Genomic DNA, 19407 nt, shown 5'->3' with positions numbered 1-19407 from the left:
GCGAAACCGACATGCCGAGCGTCCGGCGCCCGGCACCCATGCGGCGGCAGCCTTGCTCGGCCCCCTCAGGGGCCTGGCCGGGCAGGAAGCGGTGTTGCCGAGGGAAATGGTGTGCCCGCAGGGACTCGAACCCTGGACCCCAAGATTAAAAGTCTCGTGCTCTACCGACTGAGCTACGGGCACACGGGGCGGCTGGGAAAAAGCCGCTCGGACGGCCAAAGTCAAGGCCGCAAGGCGGGGCCTGACGCGGCCGCGCCGATGGAAAGGCCCGGGCGTGTCGCCACGCCCGGGCCCGGTCGGCCTCAGCCGGCGTCGGCGGCGATCTGCGCCTTCACCAGGCGATCCGGCTCGCGCACCATGCCATTGGCACCGGCGCCGCGCTTGATCTTGTCCACGAACTCCATGCCCGACATCACCTGGCCCCAGATGGTGTACTGGCCGTCCAGGCTCGGCGCCGGGGCGAACATGATGAAGAACTGGCTGTTGGCGCTGTTCGGGTTGGCGGTGCGGGCCATGCCGCAGACGCCGCGCAGGAAGCGCGCCTTGGAGGGGGCGCTGAACTCGGCCGGAAGGTCGGGCAGCTGGCTGCCGCCCGTGCCGGTGCCGGTCGGGTCGCCGCCCTGGGCCATGAAGCCCTCGATCACGCGGTGGAACGGCGTGCCGTCATAGAAGCCCTGGCGCACCAGGGTCTTGATCCGCTCGACATGCTGCGGCGCCAGGTCCGGGCGCAGCTTGATGACGACGCGCCCGTCCTTCAGGTCGAAGTAGAGCGTGTTCTCGCGGTCATCCTGCGCCGCGGCTTCGTTGGTGGTGGCTTCGGTCATCATGATCCCCGTAGCGGCGATGGTGCTGGCGAGCAGGGTCCGGCGGAACATCCGTGTGGTTACTCCCCAGGGTTTGGCATCCGCACCCTCTCCAGGGTGCGGTCGCGTGTCAGACGCGGGACAAAGCTGGTGATGTCACCGCCCAGCCGCGCGATCTCCTTCACGAAACGTGAAGAGATGAAGTGGTTTCCTTCGCTGGCCATCAGGAACAGCAGCTCGATCTCCGGATCGAGGCGGCGGTTCAGCCCGGCCATCTGGAACTCATAATCGAAATCGGTCACCGCGCGCAGGCCGCGCACGATGACCTGGGCGCCGACCTCGCGCGCGAAGCCGACCAGCAGGCTGTCGAAGGGCACCACCTCGATGATCGTGCCGGTCCGGCGCGCGATCGCGTCGGTCTCGGCCTTCACCAGTTCCACCCGCTCATCGAGCGGGAAGAGCGGCCCCTTCCCGGCATTCATCGCCACCCCGATCACCAGCCGGTCCAGAATACGGGCGGCACGGTTGATGATGTCGATATGCCCGTTGGTGACGGGGTCGAAAGTGCCGGGATAGACGCCGCTGCGCGGCGCCCTCCCCGCCCCGGGAGCAGCCTGCCCCGGCTCAGCCATCGGCGCCGGGCTCCAGATCCGGCTGGTCCTCGGCGGCCGCGCCATCCTCGGCCGCCCCATCCTCGCCGCCCTGCTGCTCCACCACGGTGAAGCAGGAGGTGACCTTCTCCGCCTCATTCAGCCGCAGCATCATCACGCCCATGGCCTGGCGGCCGGTGACGCGGACCTGGTCGGCCGGCAGGCGGATCAGGCGGCCATTGTCGGTGACCAGCATGACGTCGTCGCCCATCCGCACCGGGAAGGTGGCGACCACCGAGCGGCCGGTGCGCGAGGACAGGGTGATGTTGGTGATGCCCTGCCCGCCACGGCCGGTGACGCGGTATTCATAGGCCGAGCTGCGCTTGCCGAAGCCACCATCGGTGACGGTGAGCAGGATTTCCTCCTGCTCCTCCAGCTCGGCGAAACGCTCGGGCGAAAGGGCGATCTCGGCCCCCGCCGCCTCGGCATTCTCCTCGGCCAGCGCGGCCTCAGATTCGGCGGCGGCCTCGGCCGCCTCCTCGCCATTGCGGCGCTTCTGCGCGGCCTGCTTCAGATAGGCGGCCCGCTCCTCGACGCTGGCCTCGACATGGCGCAGCACCGAGAGCGCGATCACCTGGTCGCCAGTCGCCAGCCTGATGCCGCGCACGCCGGTGGAATCGCGCCCGGCGAAGACGCGCAGCGTGTCCAGGTCGGCGACGAAGCGGATGGCGCGGCCGCTGCGCGTGGCCAGCATCACATTGTCGCCCTCGCGGCAGGTGGAGACGCCGATCAGGCTGTCCCCCTCATCCAGCTTCATGGCGATGAGGCCGGAGGCACGGACATTCTTGAAGTCCGACAGCCGGTTGCGGCGGACATTGCCCTCGGCGGTCGCGAAGACGAGGTGGAGATTCTCCCACAGCACCTCATCCTGCGGCAGCGGCAGCACGGCGGTGACGTATTCATCCTCGCGCAGCTGCAGCAGCTGGCGGAGCGAGCGGCCGCGCGCGGTCGGCCCCGCCTCCGGCAGCTTCCAGACCTTCTCGCGGAAGGCCATGCCGCGGCTGGTGAAGAACAGCACCCATTGATGGGTGTGCGCGTTGAAGCTGCGGATGACGACGTCGTCCTGCCGCATATTGGCGCTGCTGCGCCCGCGCCCGCCACGGTTCTGCGCGCGGAAGGTCTCGAGCGGCGTGCGCTTCACATAGCCGTCGCGCGTCAGGGTGACGACCATCAGCCCCGGCTCGACCAGGCTCTCATCATCCTGGTCGGCCAGGCCGTCGACGATCTCCGACAGGCGCGGGCTCGCGATCTGCGCGCGCACGGCGCGCAGCTCATCGGCCATCAGCTCCATGCGGCGCGGATGCGAGGCGAGGATCTCCAGCAGCTCGCGGATGCGCGCCGCCACCTCGTCCAGCTCGGCATTGATCTTGTCGCGCTCGAGCCCGGTCAGGCGCTGCAGACGCAGCTCCAGGATGCCGCGGGCCTGCGCCTCGGTCAGCTTCACCGTCTCGTCGGTGACGATGTTGCCGGCATCATCGACCAGCGCCAGCAGCGGCCCGACATCGGCCACCGGCCAGTCGCGCGCCATCAGCGCGGTGCGCGCCGTCACCGCATCCGGGCTTTCCCGGATCAGGCGGATCACCTCGTCGATATTGGCCACCGCGATGGCGAGCCCCACCAGCAGGTGGCCGCGGTCGCGCGCCTTGGCCAGGCGGAAGCGCGAGCGGCGGAGGATCACCTCCTCGCGGAAATCGATGAAGGCCTGCAGCGCCTGGCGCAGCCCCATCTGCTGCGGCCGGCCCTGGTGCAGCGCCAGGAAGTTCACCGCGAAGGAGGTCTGCAGATTGGTGTAGCGATAGAGGTGGTTCAGCACCACCTCCGGCGTCGCGTCCTTCTTCAGCTCGACGACGATGCGCAGGCCGGAGCGGTCGCTCTCGTCGCGCAGGTCGCTGATGCCCTCGATCTGCTTGGCGCGCACCAGCTCGGCGATGCGCTCGATCAGCGCCGCCTTGTTCACCTGATACGGGATCTCGGAAATGGCGATGGCGCTGCGGCCGCCGCGCATCTCCTCGATCTCGGCCCGCGCCCGCAGCACGATGCTGCCGCGCCCGGTCTCGAAGGCGGAGCGGATGCCGGCGCGGCCCAGGATCAGCGCGCCGGTCGGGAAATCCGGGCCCGGCATGATCTTCATCAGATCCTCCAGGCTGGTCTCCGGCTCGGCGATCATGGCCAGGGTCGCGTCGATCACCTCGCCCGGATTGTGGGTCGGGATGTTCGTCGCCATGCCGACGGCGATGCCGTTGGCGCCATTGACCAGCAGGTTCGGGAAGGCGGCCGGCAGGACGCGCGGCTCCTGCGCGCTCTCATCGTAGTTCGGCGCGAAATCGACCGTGTCCTCGTCGATGCCTTCCAGCAGGGCGACGGCCGACTTGGCCAGCCGCGCCTCGGTGTAGCGCATCGCCGCCGGCGGATCGCCGTCCATCGAGCCGAAATTGCCCTGGCCGTCGATCAGCGGCACGCGCAGCGAGAAGGTCTGCGCCATGCGGACCATGGCGTCGTAGATCGCGCTGTCGCCATGCGGGTGGTACTTACCCATCACGTCGCCGACGACGCGGGCGGATTTCTTGTAGGGTTTGTCGGCGGTGAAGCCGTTCTCCTGCATGGAGAACAGGATGCGCCGATGCACCGGCTTCAGCCCGTCGCGCACATCCGGCAGGGCGCGCGCGACAATGACGCTCATCGCATAGTCGAGGTAGGAGCGGCGCATCTCCTCCTCGAGCGCGATCGGCAGCGTGCCCTCGGGCGGAATATGGCCGGCCGGCCCGGTGCCGTTGTCGCTCTCGCTCACGCGGTCATCCCATGCAGCTGAACGGGGTCTGCGCGGCGGGGGGCTGGGCCCCCGGGCAGCGGCCGGGCCGGCTTTCGCCGCCCCGCCCTTCCCCCAGGAATATCCGGAACCTTATAGCCGTTCCGGCGCGTTCCGCCAAACGGCCGCCGGCGCCGCCGCGGGCCTCCCTGCCCCCGCCTCCGGACGCCTCAGGCGGTGACGCCGGCCGGGGCGCTGCGCTTCAGTGCGGCGACGGCGAAGGCCGTCACCAGCGTGCCGGCGATGATCGCCAGCAGGTAGAGCAGCGGGTTGCCCACCGCCCCCGGAATGCCCACCACGAAGATGCCGCCATGCGGCGCGCGCAGGGTGCAGGCGAACAGCATCGACAGGCCGCCGGCCACCGCCGAGCCCGCCACCAGCGCCGGGATCACCCGCAGCGGGTCCTTGGCGGCGAAGGGGATGGCGCCCTCGGTGATGAAGGCGGCGCCCAGGATGGCGGCGGCCTTGCCGGCGTCCCGCTCCTCCTGGCTGAAGCGCGAGCGGGCCAGGAAGGTGGCCAGCGCGATGCCGAGCGGCGGCGTCATGCCGGCTGCCATGATCGCCGCCATCGGCCCGAAGGTGTCCGAGCCCAGCAGCCCGACGCCGAAGGCATAGGCCGCCTTGTTCACCGGCCCGCCCATATCGGCCGCCATCATGGCGCCCAGCAGCACGCCCAGGATGACCGCATTGGTCGAGCCCATGCCGCGCAGGAACTCGGTCAGCCAGGCCAGCGCCGCGGCGATCGGCGCGCCGAGCACGTAGATCATCAGCAGGCCGGTCGCCAGCGAGGCCAGCAGCGGGATGACCAGCACCGGCTTCAGCCCCTCCAGGCTTTCAGGGAAGGGCAGCCTGTCGCGCAGGAAGCGGGCGATGTAGCCGGCGACGAAGCCGGCCACGATGCCGCCCAGGAAGCCCGCCTGCACCGAACCGGCCAGGGCGCCGCCGACGAAGCCCGGCGCCAGCCCCGGCCGGTCGGCGATGGAGAAGGCGATGAAGGCGGCCAGCACCGGCACCATCAGTGCGAGCGCCGATTGCGCGCCGATCTGGAACAGCGCCGCCGGCAGGGTGCCGGGCTCCTTGAAGGCCTCGATGCCGAAGGCGAAGGAGAGCGCCACGCAGAGCCCCCCCGCCGTCACCAGCGGGATCATGTAGGACACGCCGGTCATCAGGTGCTTGTAGACACCCGGCGCCTGCGCCTTGCCCGGCGCCGCCGCGGCACCGGAAGCCGCCGCCGCCTGGCCTTCCGGCTCGGCGGCGAGCGCCCGGTTGATCAGCCCCTTGCCATCCTTCAGCGCGTCGCCGGTGCCGGCGACCACCATGCGCTTGCCGCCGAAGCGGCTGCGGTCGACGCCGGTATCGGCGGCGATCACCACCGCATCGGCCTCGGCGATCTCCTCGGGCGTCAGTGCGTTCTTGGCGCCGACCGAACCCTGGGTCTCCACCTTGATGGCATAGCCCAGCTGCTGCGCCGCCTTCTCCAGCGCCGCCGCGGCCATGAAGGTATGGGCGATGCCGGTCGGGCAGGCGGTGATGGCGACCAGCTTGCGGCTGCCCCCCGGGGCGGCCGCGGCGGCGGCGGCGGCCGGCGCGGCCGGGCTTGCCGCTGCGGTCGCCGGCACGGCCGGGCGCGGCAGGCTGGCCAGGGAGGAAGCGGCGCGCAGCGCCTGTTCCGGCCGGCGGATCGCCTCGACCACCGTGGTGGCGATCAGCGGGCGCCCGGCATGGCGGGCGGCCTCGGCCGTGGCGTCGCCCACCAGCAGCACCGCATCGGGCTCGGGCAGCGTGGCCGTGGCGCCCTCCCCGGTGTCGAGCGTCAGCGTCAGGCCGGCGCGCTCGGCCGCGTCGCGCAGCGCCTCGGCCGCCATGCTGGCATGGGGCTGGCTGGCCGCGTGGCGGATGACCGCCAGGAGGCGCGTGGCCGCTTCTCGGCCGGGATCAGAGGTCATGGCACTCGTCCATTGGCATGGGGCGGCAGCGCCGCGAAGACGTCAGAGGAATTCGACATGGGTGGCGCCGGCCAGCCGCTCGATCTCGGCCAGGGCCGGCAGCCCGCCGGAGGGGCGGGAGACGGCGGCGGCGGCGCAGCCGGTGGCCAGCCGCGCCATCGCCTCGGGGTCCAGGCCACGGGCCAGCGCGGCGGTGAGCCCCGCCACCATGGCATCGCCAGCGCCCACCGTGGTGGTCAGTGCCACGCGCGGCGGCTTGGCCCAGAGGCAGGCTTCGGGCAGCACGAAGAGCGCGCCCTCCCCGCCGGCCGAGACGACGACATGGCCGATGCCGCGGGCCTGCAGCTCCCGCGCGCCCTGCAGCAGCGCGGCACGGTCGGGCAATGGCCGGCCGAGCAGGGCCGAAAGCTCGTCGCGATTGGGCTTCACCAGGGCCGGCCCCTCGGCCAGGGCAGCCTCGAAGGCGGGGCCGCTGCTGTCCAGCACCACCAGGCTGCCATCCGCCTTCAGCCGGGCCAGCACGCTGGCCAGCGCCGCCGGGCCGAGGCCGGGCGGCAGGCTGCCGGACAGCACGGCGATGCGCGGCGCCGGCTGCAGCCGCCGCAGCATGGCCTGCAGCGCCGCATCGTCGACGGTCGGGCCGGGCGGGTTGATATCGGTGACCTCGCCCTCCCCGGTCTCCACCAGCTTCACATTGATGCGGCAGCGGCCGGGCACCGGCTGGAAGTCGCCCTGGATGCCGAGCGGCGCCAGGAAGGCCTCGAAGACCGGCAGATCCGCCGCCCCCAGCAGCCCCGTGGCGCGCGAGGCCTCGCCAAGGACGGCGAGCATGACGGAGACATTGACCCCCTTCCCCGCCGGCCGCAGCTCGGCCGCGCCGGCGCGGTTGACGCTGCCCCGCACCAGCTGCGGCAACGGGATGGTCAAATCCAGCGCCGGGTTCAGCGTGACGGTGGCAATGCGCGGCATGGCGGGCTCAGCCGGCATGGCCGAGCTTCCGCAGGCTGGGCAGGGCCCGCACCTCCGCCGCCGTGGCGCAGTTCAGCGCCAGGCGCGCCGCCGCCTCGGCCTCGGCCATGGACAGCGCGCGGATCTGCGCCTTCAGCGCCGCCACATTGGGGATGGAGACGGAGAGCTCGTCGACACCAAGGCCCAGCAGGATCGGCGCCGCCATCGGGTCGGCCGCCATGTTGCCGCAGACGCCGACCCAGCGGCCGCGCGCATGCGCCGCCTTCACCGTCATGTCGATCAGCCGCAGCACCGCCGGGTCCAGCGCGTCGGAGCGCGCGCCGAGCGTCGGGTGCAGCCGGTCCACCGCGAGCGCGTATTGCGTCAGGTCGTTGGTGCCGATCGAGAAGAAATCCGCCTCCCGCGCCAGCTGGTCCGCCATCACCGCGGCCGAGGGCACCTCGACCATGATGCCGACCTCCACCGGCGGCGTGGCCAGGGCGGCGCGCTCGGCCTCGATGATCTCGCGCGCGGCGCGGAGATCGGCCAGCCCGTCCACCATCGGCAGCATGATGCGCAGATCGCCATGCCGGGCGGCGCGCAGGGCAGCGCGGATCTGCGCGCGGAACAGCGCCGGCTCGGCCAGCGACAGGCGCAGCCCGCGCAGGCCGAGGAAGGGGTTGGCCTCCACCGGGTGGCGCACGAAGCGCAGCGGCTTGTCGCCGCCGGCATCCAGGGTGCGCAGCACCACCGGCAGCCCGCCGAAGCCTTCCGCCAGGCGGCGATAGAGGTCGAACTGCTCCTCCTCGGTCGGCGGTTCGGCGCGTTCGTCAAAGAGGAACTCGCTACGCACCAGGCCGCTGCCCTCGGCGCCGGCGGCGACGGCCTCGATGGCCTCCTCCGGCCGGCGGACATTGGCCGCGACCTCGACCCGGTGGCCATCGCGGGTGATGGCGGGGCGGAAGGCGGCCTGGCGCGCCGCCTCGGCCCGCGCGGCGCCCTGCTCCTTGGCGGCGCGGGCGCGCTCCAGCACCGCCTCGTCCGGATCGGGGATCAGCCGGCCGCGCTCGCCATCCAGCACGGCGCGCGTGCCATCGGCCAGCGCCAGCACGCCGGGGCCGGCGGCGACGATGGCGGGGATGCCCAGGGCGCGCGCCAGGATGGCGGTGTGCGCCGTCGGCCCGCCCGCCGCCGTGGCCAGGCCGACCACCCGCGCCGGGTCGAGATTGGCGGTCTCCGAGGGCGTCAGATCCTCGGCCAGGATGATGGCATCCTGCGGCAGCGGCGCCGTCGCCGCCTCCCCGCCGCCCACCAGCTGGCGCAGCACGCGGCGGGCGACATCCTTCATGTCGGTGGCGCGGGCCGCCAGCAGCGGGTCGCCCATGCCGGCCAGCGCGCCAGCCCGCGCCTCGGCCGCCCGCATCCAGCCGGCGGGGGCGGAGGCGCCGGAGTCGATCGCGGCGCGCGCCTCGGCCAGCAGCTCGGGGTCCTCGAGGAACTCCTCATGCGCGGCGAAGATGGCGGCGTGCTTGTCGCCGACGCGCTGGGCCATCTCGCTGGCCATGGTCTTCAGCTCGGCGCGCGCGGCCTCCAGCGCGGCCTCCAGCGCCGCCTTCTCGCCCAGCGGGTCGGAAGCGGTGGCCGCATAGCCCGCCGCCTCGGAGCGGAAGCGGTGCAGCACGCCGATGGCGATGCCGGGGCTGGCCGGCAGCCCGGCAATGGCGCCGGGCTCCAACGGCTCATCGGCCGCCACCGTCGCGGGGGCGGTGTCGGCGGGGCCGGATGCGGCGGCATCGTCGTCGCCCAGCTGTTCGGCGAAGGCCTGGCGCAGAGCGGCCAGCGCCGCCGCCTCATCGGGGCCGGAGACCTCCAGCGTGATGGCGGCCCCCGGCCCGGCGCCGAGCTGCAGCAGCGCGATCATGCTGCGCGCATCGGCGCTGCGGCCGCCATGATGCAGGGTGATGCGGGACTGGAAGCCCTTCGCCGCCTGCACCAGCACCCGCGCCGGGCGCGCATGCATGCCGGCGGCGGCCGGGGCCTGCACCTCGGCCGTCAGCCCGCCACCGGGCGGGGCGGCGGCGGCCGCCACCGCCGGCGCCTCGCCGCCGGCCGGCGCATCGGGATCGAGGGCGCGAAGGATCTCGGCCTTGTCGCCGGTCTGCGCCAGCCGGGCGGCCAGGTCGGACTCGCCCAGCACATCGGTCAGGCGGCGCAGCACGGCGATATGCTCATCGCCCTGGGCGGCGATGGCGACCACCAGATGCGCCACATCCTCGCCATTCCAGCGCACCCCCTGCGGCACCTGCAGCACGGCGATGCCGGTCTGCCGGATCAGCCCGCGATCGCCGCGCTGGCCATGCGGGATGGCGATGCCATTGCCCAGGAAGGTGTCCGCCTCCTGCTCGCGCCGCAGCATGCTGTCGGCATAGGCGGCGTCGATGGCGCCGGACTTGACCAGGAGCTGCGCCGCCTCGCGGATGGCGCTGTCCTTGTCGGCGGGGGCTGCGGCGAGACGGATGCGGTCGGCGGAGAGAATCACGGTATCGGGGCGTCCTGTCGTCCGTAGCGAGACGGCCCGCCGGAGCGGGCCGTTCCCGGATTGCGCTGCGATACCTAGGCCGTTCCGCGCCATCCCGGCAACCGCGGGGCGGCGTCGGGTCGGGAGCGGAACGGCCAGGATCAATACGGAGGACAGATATGGCGGTGTCCGGCGAAGTTGAACACTCACGCCCGCCGCCCCACGGCCGGCAACTTCGCGTCAGCGGGTACCCGGCGTCACCGCTGCGGCGGACCCAGGACCGAGTCCCCCGCCTCACTCCAGCCGGACGCCTGCCTCCTGGATCACCCGCGCCCAGCGCTCGGTCTCGGAGGCCATCAGCCCTGTCAGGGCCTCCGGCGTCAGCGCGGGCGCGATCTGCATGCCCTGGCTTTCCAGGAAGCCGCGGGTCTCGGGCTGGGCGACGGCGCGGTCCATCGCGGCGCGCAGCCGCTCGCGCAGCGGCGCCGGGGTGGCGGCGGCCACCACCAGACCGAAGAAGACCGAGGCGTCGTAGCCGCGCAGCCCCTGCTCGGCCACCGTCGGCAGGTCGGGCAGCACGGAAGATCGCTCCAGCGTGGTGATGCCGAGCGCCCGCACCCGGCCGCCCTGCACATGCGGTAGCGCCGTCAGCACATCGGTGAAGACCATGGCGATATGCCCGGCCAGCAGGTCGTTCAGCGCCGGGCCGGTGCCGCGATAGGGAATGTGCTCGATGCGGGTGCCCGCCATGCTGTTGAACAGCGCCCCGGCCAGGTGCGAGGAGGCGCCATTGCCGGAGGAGCCGTAGGAGAGCCGCTCCCGCTTCGACAGCGCGATCAGTTCCTGGACGTTGTTCGCCGCCACGCTGCCGTTCACCGCCAGCACGTTCGGGATCCGGCCGAGCGGCGCGATGGCGGCGAAATCCTTCGCCGGGTCATAGGCCTGGCCCGGATAGAGCATGCGGTTGATGGCCAGCGGGCCGGAGGTGCCGAACAGCACCGTCTGCCCGTCCGGCGCGCTGCGCGCCACCAGCTCCGCCCCGATATTGCCGCCGGCGCCGGCGCGGTTCTCCACCACCACCACCTGGCCCAGCGTCTCGCCCAGGCTGTTGGCCAGGCGGCGGGCGATCAGGTCGGTGGGGCCGCCGGGCGAGAAGGGCACCACCAGGGTGACCGGCCGGCCACCCGGCTGCGCCAGGGCCGGCCGGGCCAGCGGCGCCAGCGCCGCGGTGCCAAGAAGGATGCGACGTCCGATCATGCGGTCTCTCCCATGGTCGCGCCGGGATCGTTCAGCAGGCCCCGGAGCGTTGCGGCATCGGGCGATGCCGGATCCAGCGGATCGCGCGGCAGGACCCGGTGCCGCAGCACCAGCCGGGCGATCTCGTGCCGCGCCGGCTCGCCGAGGCGCGCGGCCTCCCAGGCGAGGCTGGCAGCGGAGGTGACGTGATAGAGCGCCGAGGCCGCCTGGCGGGCCAGCGCCGGGTCGGATTGCGCCGCCTCGGCCAGGGCCACAGCGCGGTCCAGCGCCGGCAGCGCCTCGGGCAGGGCGCCGCTATTGCCGAGCAGCTGATGCACATGCGCGCGCAGCACCGGCAGCGACCCCTCCCGCGCCGCGGCGCGCAGCACGTCGAGGGCGACGATGTTGCTCGTCCCCTCCCAGATGCTGCCGAGATGCGCGTCGCGCAGCAGCCGGGCATCCGACCATTCCTCGATGTAGCCGCAGCCGCCGCGCACCTCCATCGCGTCGCCCGTCACCTTGCGGGCGTCGCGGCAGGCGCGGAATTTCAGCAGCGGCGTCAGGATGCGCAGCAGGGCGTAGGCGCCCTCCTCCCCCGCATCGGCGCGGCGCAGCGCCTCGGCCGCCTGGAACACCATGCTGCGGGCCTGCTCCATCGGCAGCAGCATCTTGGCCAGCTGGCGCTGCATCAGCGGCATCTCGACCAGGCGCTTGCCGAAGGCGACGCGGCGATGCGCGATGAACAACGCCTCGGTCACCGCGCGGCGCATCATGCCGGCGGCGCGCACGCCGTTGGACAGGCGGGAATTGTTCACCATGTCGGCCATCTGGCGGAAGCCGGCCTCAGGCTCCCCTACCAGCCAGGCGATGGCGCCGTTCATGCTGACCTCGCCCGAGGCCATGGAGCGGGTGCCGAGCTTGTCCTTCAGCCGGACGATGCGGTGATGGTTGGGCGTGCCATCCGGCAGGGTCCTGGGCAGCAGGAACAGGGAAACACCCTTCAGCCCGGGCGGCCCCCCTTCCCGCCGCGCCAGCACCATGGCCAGCCCGGCATCGGGGTTGGAGCAGAACCATTTGTCGCCGCTCAGCGCCCAGCTGCCATCCTCGCGCGGGGCCGCGCGCACCACCGTGGCGGCGATGTCAGAGCCGGCGCCCTGCTCGGTCATGAACATCGCGCCCTGGTGCAGACTGTCCAGATCCTGGCTGGTCAGCGCCGGCAGGTAGCGGGCGACCAGCGCGGGGTCGCCGAATTTCCGCAGGGTGCGGGTCAGGCTGTCGGTCATGCTGACCGGGCAGCACAGGCCGAACTCCGCCTGCACGAAGAGATAGGTCAGCAGGTATTTGGCCGCCGGCGGCATCGGCGCGTCCCAGCCCAGCACACCGCCGCGATGCGACAGCGCGGCCAGGCCGAACTCGCCGAAGGCCAGCCGCTCCATCTCCCGGTAGGCGGGGTGGTAGTCGATGCTCTGGGCGTCCTCACCACGGCGGTTGCGCATGCGCAGCACCGGCGGATTGTGGTCCGCCGCCATGGCCAGCATGTCCAGCGCGCCGCCGGCCAACCCGCCCAGCCGGTCCAGCTGCGGCGCCAGATGCGCGGCGAGGTCGGGCGGCAGATAGAGCGAGGCGAGCCGCCCCAGCACCGGATCGGCGCGGAACAGGTTCAGCCCGTGGCTGTCCGGAATCGCCTCGGCACCGGCGGGCGGGCCGGGGGGACGGAGATGCATGGCGTTTCCTCTTGGTGCTGGGCCGGAGCGCGCCGGCCCGGCAAGGCTGGCCGCAGCCCCCGCCGGCGCCAATCGATTTGTTCGCAGCCCTCGTTGAGCTAGGCTCAACGCCGCATGACCTATCGCCGCCTTCCCTCCCTGGTCGCGCTGCGCAGCTTCGAGGCGGCGGCGCGCCACCGCAGCGTCACCCGCGCGGCGGCCGAGCTGTCGGTGACACCCGGCGCCGTCAGCCGCGGCGTGCGGGCGCTGGAGGAGGAGCTGCGCACCGCGCTCTTCACCCGCACGGCCGCCGGGCTGCAGCTGACCCCGGCCGGGGAGACGCTGTTCGCCGCGGCGCGGGAGGGGCTGGACCGCATCGCCACCGGCCTGGGCGCCATGCGCCACGCGGCGCCGCAGCGGCTGCGCATCGGCGCCTACACCCTGTTCGCCAGCCGCTGGCTGATCCCGCGCTGGAGCCGGCTGCGCGCCGCCCATCCGGGCTTGGAGATCGAGCTCGAGACCAGCGCCGACCCGCTGGAGCTCTCCCCCGGTGCCTTCGACGCGGTGATCGCGGTGACCGATGCCAGGCCGCGCCCGGGCCTGGCCATGCTGCCGCTGGTGCCGATCGCCATACTGCCGGTCTGCGCCCCCTCCCGCCTGGCCGGCTTCGACTGGCGGCGGGAGCCGCTGCTGCATTCGCGGCAGCGGCCGGAGGATTGGCCGCGCTGGCTGGCCGCCGCCGGCATCGAGGGGGTGGATGCAAGGCGCGGCCCGCGCTTCGAGAGCATCGCTCTGGCGCTGGACGCGGCGGCGGAGGGGCTGGGCGTCGCCCTGGCCATCCAGGCCCTGGTCGGGCCGGATTTGGCCGCCGGGCGGGTGGCGGCGCCGCACCCCTATCTGCGGCCGACCTCGCGCCACTTCACCCTGTTGCACGATGCCGAACGCGCCGGCGAGCCGGCGCTGGCCCGGCTGCGCGACTGGCTGGCGGCCGAGGCCGGCGGCGCGGCCTGAGGCCGGGCCTCAGCCGTTCAGCCGCTCGACGCTCAGCAGCCGGTTCGGCAGGGTCTGGTAGGTCTGCGCGAAGAAGCGCCACTGCCCCTGCTGGCGCAGGCCGATGATGGTCGCCCGGTTGTCCGGGTTGCCATAGGCGCGCGGCCCCGGCCGGGACTGGCGGTCGAAGATGTCCGCCATCGGGCCGAAGGCGGCCTTGCCGGCGGCCCCGCCCGCATAGGACGGGTCGGGCCTGGTGTGCGAGACGATCCGGCTGCCATCCCGCGCCGCCATGCCGAGGCCGAAGGTGCAGCCGGAAAGCTGCGAGGTCAGCGCGATGTCGGGCCCGCCCTCGCCGGGCAGCACGACATAGGAGGTCACAGCGCCGGATTGCTGGTCGCTCATCGGCACATACCAGGCGTCCAGCTGCCGGTCGGCCGCGCCGCCACCGGCGGGCCGCAGGGTGAATTTGTCGCGGCTCCGGCTGCGGCCGAGTTGCCCGGCCAGGCCGGTCTGGAAGCCCTCGAAGCTGGCGGTGTCTTCATCGATCTCGAACAGCCCGCGACGCGGCGGCACGGAGCGGGTCGGGATGGTCAGGCTGGGCGTCTCCGCGGCGCCGGCGGCGCGGAAGGACGGGAAATGCTCGCGCCGGTGCGCCGTGCCCGAGGGCAGGCCGACGACGTAGAAGACATGGCGGCGCAGGAAGGCCAGCGGATCGGCCCTCAGCCCTTCCAGAAACTCGGCAGCGTTCACGCTCTGCTCTCCCCGGACACGACGCCATCCGGAAGCCGCGTCCGGCTCCCACCCCGAGCGATGGCGGCGCCGGGGCGATGGCGCGCGGAGCTTGGCAGAGCCGGCAGGCCCGGCAATGCCCCTTCCCGGCCTTGTCAGCCAGATGCCGAAGCTGTGTGCCCGGTGCGGAGACCGGCCGGGCCGCCTCCGGAGGCCAGCCGGGAATGAAAAAACCCGCAGGCATCGATGATGCCTGCGGGCTGGGTCTCCGCACCTGCCAGGGCGGCACAAGGCCGCTCAGAACGGGATGTCGTCGTCCAGGTCGCTGCCGCCGCCCTTGGGCGCGTCCCAGCCGCCGCGCTGCGGCCGGCCGCCGCCACCCGAGCCGCCATTGCGCTCGCCGCCGCCATAGCCGCCGGAGGAGCGGCCACCGCCGCCATAGCCACCGCCGCCCTCGGAGCCGCCGCCGCCACCCATGCCGCCGCCCTCGCCGCGGCCGTCGAGCAGGGTCAGCTCACCGCCGAAATTGCGCAGCACCACCTCGGTCGAGTAGCGGTCCTGGCCGGACTGGTCCTGCCACTTCCGGGTCTCGAGCTTGCCCTCGATATAGACCTTGCTGCCCTTGCGCAGATACTTCTCGGCGATCTCGCCCAGCTTCTCGTTGAAGATGGCCACCGAATGCCACTCGGTCCGCTCCTGGCGATTGCCCTCGCGGTCCTTATATGTGTCCGTGGTGGCGAGGCGCAGATTCACCACGCGCCCGCCATTCTGGAAATTCCGCACCTCCGGGTCCTTCCCCAGATTGCCGATCAGGATCACCTTGTTGACGCTGCCGGCCATGCCGTCTGGTCCTTCACCCGTTCTGGCCCTGCGCGGCCGGGGCCCGTCCCCTGCAAACGGGGCTGGCGTTCCGGCCGGCGGGGCGGATCATCACCTTGATGTGCGCCCTTCGGGGCGCGTCGGCGCAACCTAGCCATCCCGCTGCCACGTTGCCACCCCCCGAGGTCGTCTCGCCGGTCGGTCTGGCAGCGCGGGGCCTGTTGCGCCCTCTTCCCCCCGTATATTAATCCTGGCACAACAGGAACACAATGCGAACGCTCGCCCCCAGGAGCCTGACGTGACGAAGCCGCAAACGCCCACCGGCCAAAACGACCAGATCCGCATCCGCGGCGCGCGTCAGCACAACCTCAAGAACATCGACATCGACATCCCGAAGCACACGCTGACGGTGCTGACCGGCCTGTCCGGCTCGGGCAAATCCTCGCTCGCCTTCGACACCATCTATGCCGAGGGCCAGCGCCGCTATGTCGAGAGCCTCTCGGCCTATGCGCGGCAGTTCCTGCAGCTGATGCAGAAGCCGGATGTCGATTCCATCGAGGGCCTGTCGCCGGCCATCTCAATCGAGCAGAAGACGACGAGCCACAATCCGCGCTCGACCGTCGGCACGGTGACCGAGATCCACGACTATATGCGCCTGCTCTGGGCGCGGGCCGGCGTGCCCTATTCGCCGGCCACCGGCCTGCCGATCGAGGCGCAGACGGTCAGCCAGATGGTCGATCGCGTGCTGGCCATGCCGGAGGGCACCCGGCTGCTGCTGCTGGCCCCCGTGGTGCGCGGCAAGAAGGGCGAGTTCCGCAAGGAGCTGGCCGAATACCAGCGCCGCGGCTTCGAGCGGGTGAAGATCAACGGCACGCTGATGCGGATCGAGGACGCCCCCGCCCTCGACAAGCGCAAGAAGCACGATATCGAGGTGGTGGTCGACCGCGTCGTGGTCGGCAATGACGGGCTGGCCCAGCGCCTGGCCGACAGTTTCGAGACGGCGCTCGGCCTGGCCGATGGCGTCGCCTATGCCGAGGCCGCCGATGCGAAGGAGGGCGCGGAGCCCGAGCGCACCGTCTTCTCCAGCCGCTATGCCTGCCCCGTCTCCGGCTTCACGCTGGAGGAGATCGAGCCGCGGCTGTTCTCCTTCAACTCGCCGCAGGGTGCCTGCCCGGCCTGCGACGGACTCGGCACCGAGAGCTTCTTCGACGCCGCGCTGGTGGTGCCGGATGAGGGGCGCAGCATCGCCGATGGGGCGGTGGCCGCCTGGGCCGGCAACAGCGCGCCCTATTACGACCAGACGCTGACCAGCCTGGCCAAGCATTTCGGCATCAAGACCAGCACCCCCTGGGGCGAGCTGCCGGCCAAGGTGCGCGGCGGCATCCTGAACGGCACGGGGGATGAGGTCGTCACCCTGCGCTACAAGGACGGGTTGCGCGCCTATGAGGTGAAGAAGCCCTTCGAGGGCGTGCTGCCCAACCTGGCCCGCCGGCTGCGCGAGACCGACAATCCCTGGGTGCGCGAGGATCTCTCGCGCTACCAGGCGGAGCGGCCCTGCCATGCCTGCTGCGGCGCCCGGCTGAAGCCGGAGGCGCTGTCGGTGAAGGTGGCCGGCCGGCACATCGCCGAGGCCAGCGACCTGTCGATCCGCAAGGCCCTGCCCTGGTTCGAGGGGGTCGAGGCCACGCTGACGCCCCAGCGGGCCGAGATCGCCCGCCGCATCCTGAAGGAGATCATCGAGCGGCTGCGCTTCCTGCTCGATGTCGGGCTGGACTACCTGTCGCTGGCCCGTTCCTCGGCGACGCTGTCGGGCGGCGAGAGCCAGCGCATCCGTCTGGCCAGCCAGATCGGCTCCGGCCTGACCGGCGTGCTCTACGTCCTCGACGAGCCCTCGATCGGCCTGCACCAGCGCGACAATGAGCGCCTGCTGACCACGCTGCGGCGGCTGCGCGACCTCGGCAACACCGTGCTGGTCGTCGAGCATGACGAGGACGCCATCCGCACCGCCGACCATCTGATCGATATCGGCCCGGCGGCCGGCGCCGGCGGCGGTCGTGTCATCGCCCAGGGCACGCCGGAGGAGGTGGCGGCGCATCCGGACAGCATCACCGGCGCCTATCTCTCGGGCCGCCGGCACATCGCCGTGCCGGAGAAGCGGCGCGCGCCGGACCCCGCGCGCATGCTGCGCGTGGTCGGTGCCACCGGCAACAATCTGCGCGGCGTCACGGCGGGGCTGCCGCTCGGCACCTTCACCTGCGTCACCGGTGTCTCCGGCGGCGGCAAATCGACCTTCGTGATCGAGACGCTCTACAAGGCCGTGGCGCGCCGGCTGATGGGCGCCGGCACCGTCCCCGCCCCGCATGAGCGGATCGAGGGGCTGGAACATCTCGACAAGATCATCGACATCGACCAGTCGCCGATCGGCCGCACCCCGCGCTCCAACCCGGCCACCTATACCGGGCTGTTCGCGCCGATCCGCGACTGGTTCGCCGAGCTGCCGGAAAGCCGCGCGCGCGGCTACAAGCCGGGCCGCTTCAGCTTCAACGTCAAGGGCGGGCGCTGCGAGGCCTGCCAGGGCGATGGCGTGCTGAAGATCGAGATGCACTTCCTGCCCGATGTCTACGTCACCTGCGACACCTGCAAGGGCAAGCGCTACAATCGCGAGACGCTGGAGGTAAAGTTCCGCGGCAAGTCGATCTCCGACGTGCTGGAGATGACGGTGGATGAGGGCGTCGAGTTCTTCTCCGCCGTGCCGGCGATCCGCGAGAAGCTGCGGGTGCTGCGGGAGGTGGGGCTCGGCTACATCCATCTCGGCCAGCAGGCGACGACGCTGTCGGGCGGCGAGGCGCAGCGCATCAAGCTGTCGAAGGAGCTGTCGCGCCGCGCCACCGGCCGCACCCTCTACATCCTGGACGAGCCGACCACGGGGCTGCATTTCGAGGATGTGCGCAAGCTGCTCGAGGTGCTGCACCAGCTGGTCGAGCAGGGCAACACGGTGGTGGTGATCGAGCACAATCTGGAGGTCATCAAGACCGCCGACTGGATCCTCGACATGGGGCCGGAGGGCGGCGATGGCGGTGGCCAGATCGTCGCCGAGGGCACGCCGGAGCAGGTGGCGGCGATCCCCGCCAGCCATACCGGGCGCTTCCTGCGACCGCTGCTGCCGCAGCCCAAGCCGGCCCGGCGCAAGGCCCCGGCACGCGCCGCCGAGTGACACGAAAGGCCGGGAGGGCATCGCCCTTCCGGCCTTTTTCATGACATCCCAGCCGGCCCTCCCGGCAGAGCCGGGCTCAGCGCATCCGGCGAAGCCGGGCTCAGCGCCCCCGGCGGAGCCGGGCTCAGCGTAGAGTGAAGGTCACCGGCACCGACATGGTCACCGGGTCGGTGCCCATCTCCGGCGTGAAGGCCGGCAGCCGGGCGTTCTGGATCATCTCCACCACCGCCTCGTCCAGGATGTCGTGGCCGCTGCTGCGCAGCAGGCGCCAATTGGCGACGCTGCCATCCGCCAGCACGGTGAACTGCAGCAGCGCCTGGCCCTGGATGCGGCGCAGCCGGGCGCTGTTCGGGTAGCGCTTGGCCCGCTCCAGCGCCGAGAAGAGCCGGTTGTTGTAGGTCGAGGGCGGCGCCATGGCGGCGCGCGGCACGGCGGCCGGGGCCGGCGCCACGGGGGCGGCGACGGGCGGCGGGGCCGGTGCCACCGGGGCGGCGACCGGGGCCTGCGGCGCGGGGCGCGGCGGTGTCGGGCGCGGCGGCGCGGGCGGGCGCGCCTGCACCGGCGGCGGCGGGGGGGCCGGCGGCGGCGGCGGGATGTCCGCCTGCTCCAGCGGCACGCTTTCCGGCTCGGGGGCGCGCTCGGGCTCCGGCGGCGTCGCCTCGACGATCTCCGGCTCGGCCGTGCGGGCCGTCTCGGGCGGCGGCTGGTCGGTGGGCGGCGGCGGCTCGGCCGTCACCATCTCCGGCGGCGCGGCGGTGGCCGGCTCGGGGGGCGGCGCGGCCACGGCGTCCGGCGGCGGCGCAGTGGTGGTCACGGTCTCGGCCGGCGGCGGCACGGCTTCCACCGCCTCGGCCACTTCGGTCGGCGCGGCGGCTTCCTGCACCACCGGCGCCGGCGGCGCCACTTCCAGCGGCACGATCACCGGCGGCGGTTCGTGCTGCGGCAGGCCGAACAGCAGGAAGATGGCGGCGCCGCCATGCAGCGCGACCGACGCGCCCCAGCCGAGGCCGCGTGGCAGGGAGAGGCTCTGCGTGCTCATGGC

The 19407-nt window shown here is 72.6% G+C and carries 13 protein-coding genes and 1 tRNA gene; 2 read left to right on the top strand and 12 right to left on the bottom strand.

Annotated features, from left to right (window positions below; translation table 11 throughout):
* Positions 1-107 precede the first annotated feature (107 nt).
* From QE401_RS08365 to QE401_RS08325, 9 genes are all read right to left on the bottom strand, one after another.
* Positions 108-183: transfer RNA gene (locus tag QE401_RS08365), tRNA-Lys, on the bottom strand.
* 119 nt (positions 184-302) lie between these two features.
* Complete coding sequence (locus QE401_RS08360; protein WP_271138017.1) at positions 303-824, bottom strand: peptidylprolyl isomerase; 522 nt, start codon at positions 822-824, stop codon at positions 303-305.
* 59 nt (positions 825-883) lie between these two features.
* On the bottom strand, positions 884-1435 hold the full coding sequence (gene coaD / locus QE401_RS08355; protein ID WP_307137766.1) for a pantetheine-phosphate adenylyltransferase: 552 nt from the start codon (positions 1433-1435) through the stop codon (positions 884-886).
* A complete protein-coding gene (gene gyrA / locus QE401_RS08350; protein WP_373461471.1) occupies positions 1428-4160 on the bottom strand; it encodes a DNA gyrase subunit A in 2733 nt (910 codons plus the stop codon). Before gyrA ends, coaD begins: the two co-directional genes overlap by 8 nt.
* A gap of 269 nt (positions 4161-4429) precedes the next feature.
* Complete coding sequence (locus QE401_RS08345; protein ID WP_307137764.1) at positions 4430-6205, bottom strand: fructose-specific PTS transporter subunit EIIC; 1776 nt, start codon at positions 6203-6205, stop codon at positions 4430-4432.
* A gap of 42 nt (positions 6206-6247) precedes the next feature.
* Complete coding sequence (gene pfkB, locus QE401_RS08340; RefSeq protein WP_307137763.1) at positions 6248-7192, bottom strand: 1-phosphofructokinase; 945 nt, start codon at positions 7190-7192, stop codon at positions 6248-6250.
* Positions 7182-9692 (bottom strand): phosphoenolpyruvate--protein phosphotransferase, encoded by a 2511-nt coding sequence (gene ptsP / locus QE401_RS08335; protein WP_307137762.1) that lies wholly within the window; start codon positions 9690-9692, stop codon positions 7182-7184. Before ptsP ends, pfkB begins: the two co-directional genes overlap by 11 nt.
* 273 nt (positions 9693-9965) lie before the next feature.
* The gene (locus QE401_RS08330) at positions 9966-10928 is read right to left on the bottom strand and encodes a Bug family tripartite tricarboxylate transporter substrate binding protein (RefSeq protein WP_307137761.1); all 963 of its coding nucleotides are present in this window, start codon (positions 10926-10928) and stop codon (positions 9966-9968) included.
* Positions 10925-12631 carry an acyl-CoA dehydrogenase family protein gene (locus QE401_RS08325; protein ID WP_307137760.1) on the bottom strand — a complete coding sequence of 569 codons (1707 nt, stop codon included), beginning with the start codon at positions 12629-12631 and terminating at the stop codon, positions 10925-10927. The genes QE401_RS08330 and QE401_RS08325 overlap by 4 nt, the downstream gene beginning before the upstream one ends.
* A gap of 114 nt (positions 12632-12745) precedes the next feature.
* Between QE401_RS08325 and QE401_RS08320 the strand changes: the two genes are divergently transcribed.
* Positions 12746-13621, top strand: a complete 876-nt coding sequence (locus QE401_RS08320; protein ID WP_307137759.1) for a LysR substrate-binding domain-containing protein — start codon at positions 12746-12748, stop codon at positions 13619-13621.
* A gap of 9 nt (positions 13622-13630) precedes the next feature.
* Here QE401_RS08320 and QE401_RS08315 read toward each other — a convergent pair whose 3' ends face one another.
* Entirely contained in the window at positions 13631-14353 is a 723-nt protein-coding gene (locus QE401_RS08315) for a hypothetical protein (protein WP_307137758.1), read from the bottom strand.
* 276 nt (positions 14354-14629) lie between these two features.
* A complete protein-coding gene (gene ssb, locus QE401_RS08310; RefSeq protein ID WP_307137757.1) occupies positions 14630-15172 on the bottom strand; it encodes a single-stranded DNA-binding protein in 543 nt (180 codons plus the stop codon).
* Positions 15173-15449: 277 nt separating this feature from the next.
* On the opposite strand from ssb, the gene uvrA reads away from it, so the two are divergent.
* Positions 15450-18365, top strand: coding sequence for an excinuclease ABC subunit UvrA (gene uvrA, locus QE401_RS08305; RefSeq protein ID WP_307137756.1), 2916 nt, complete (start codon positions 15450-15452; stop codon positions 18363-18365).
* 124 nt (positions 18366-18489) lie between these two features.
* Here uvrA and QE401_RS08300 read toward each other — a convergent pair whose 3' ends face one another.
* Positions 18490-19404, bottom strand: coding sequence for an energy transducer TonB (locus tag QE401_RS08300; RefSeq protein ID WP_307137755.1), 915 nt, complete (start codon positions 19402-19404; stop codon positions 18490-18492).
* Between the last annotated feature and the right edge of the window lie 3 nt (positions 19405-19407).

The sequence above is a fragment of the Pseudoroseomonas cervicalis genome (genome assembly GCF_030818485.1).
In the GTDB taxonomy this organism is placed as follows: domain Bacteria; phylum Pseudomonadota; class Alphaproteobacteria; order Acetobacterales; family Acetobacteraceae; genus Pseudoroseomonas; species Pseudoroseomonas cervicalis_A.
This window is presented reverse-complemented; position numbering and strand designations above follow the sequence as displayed.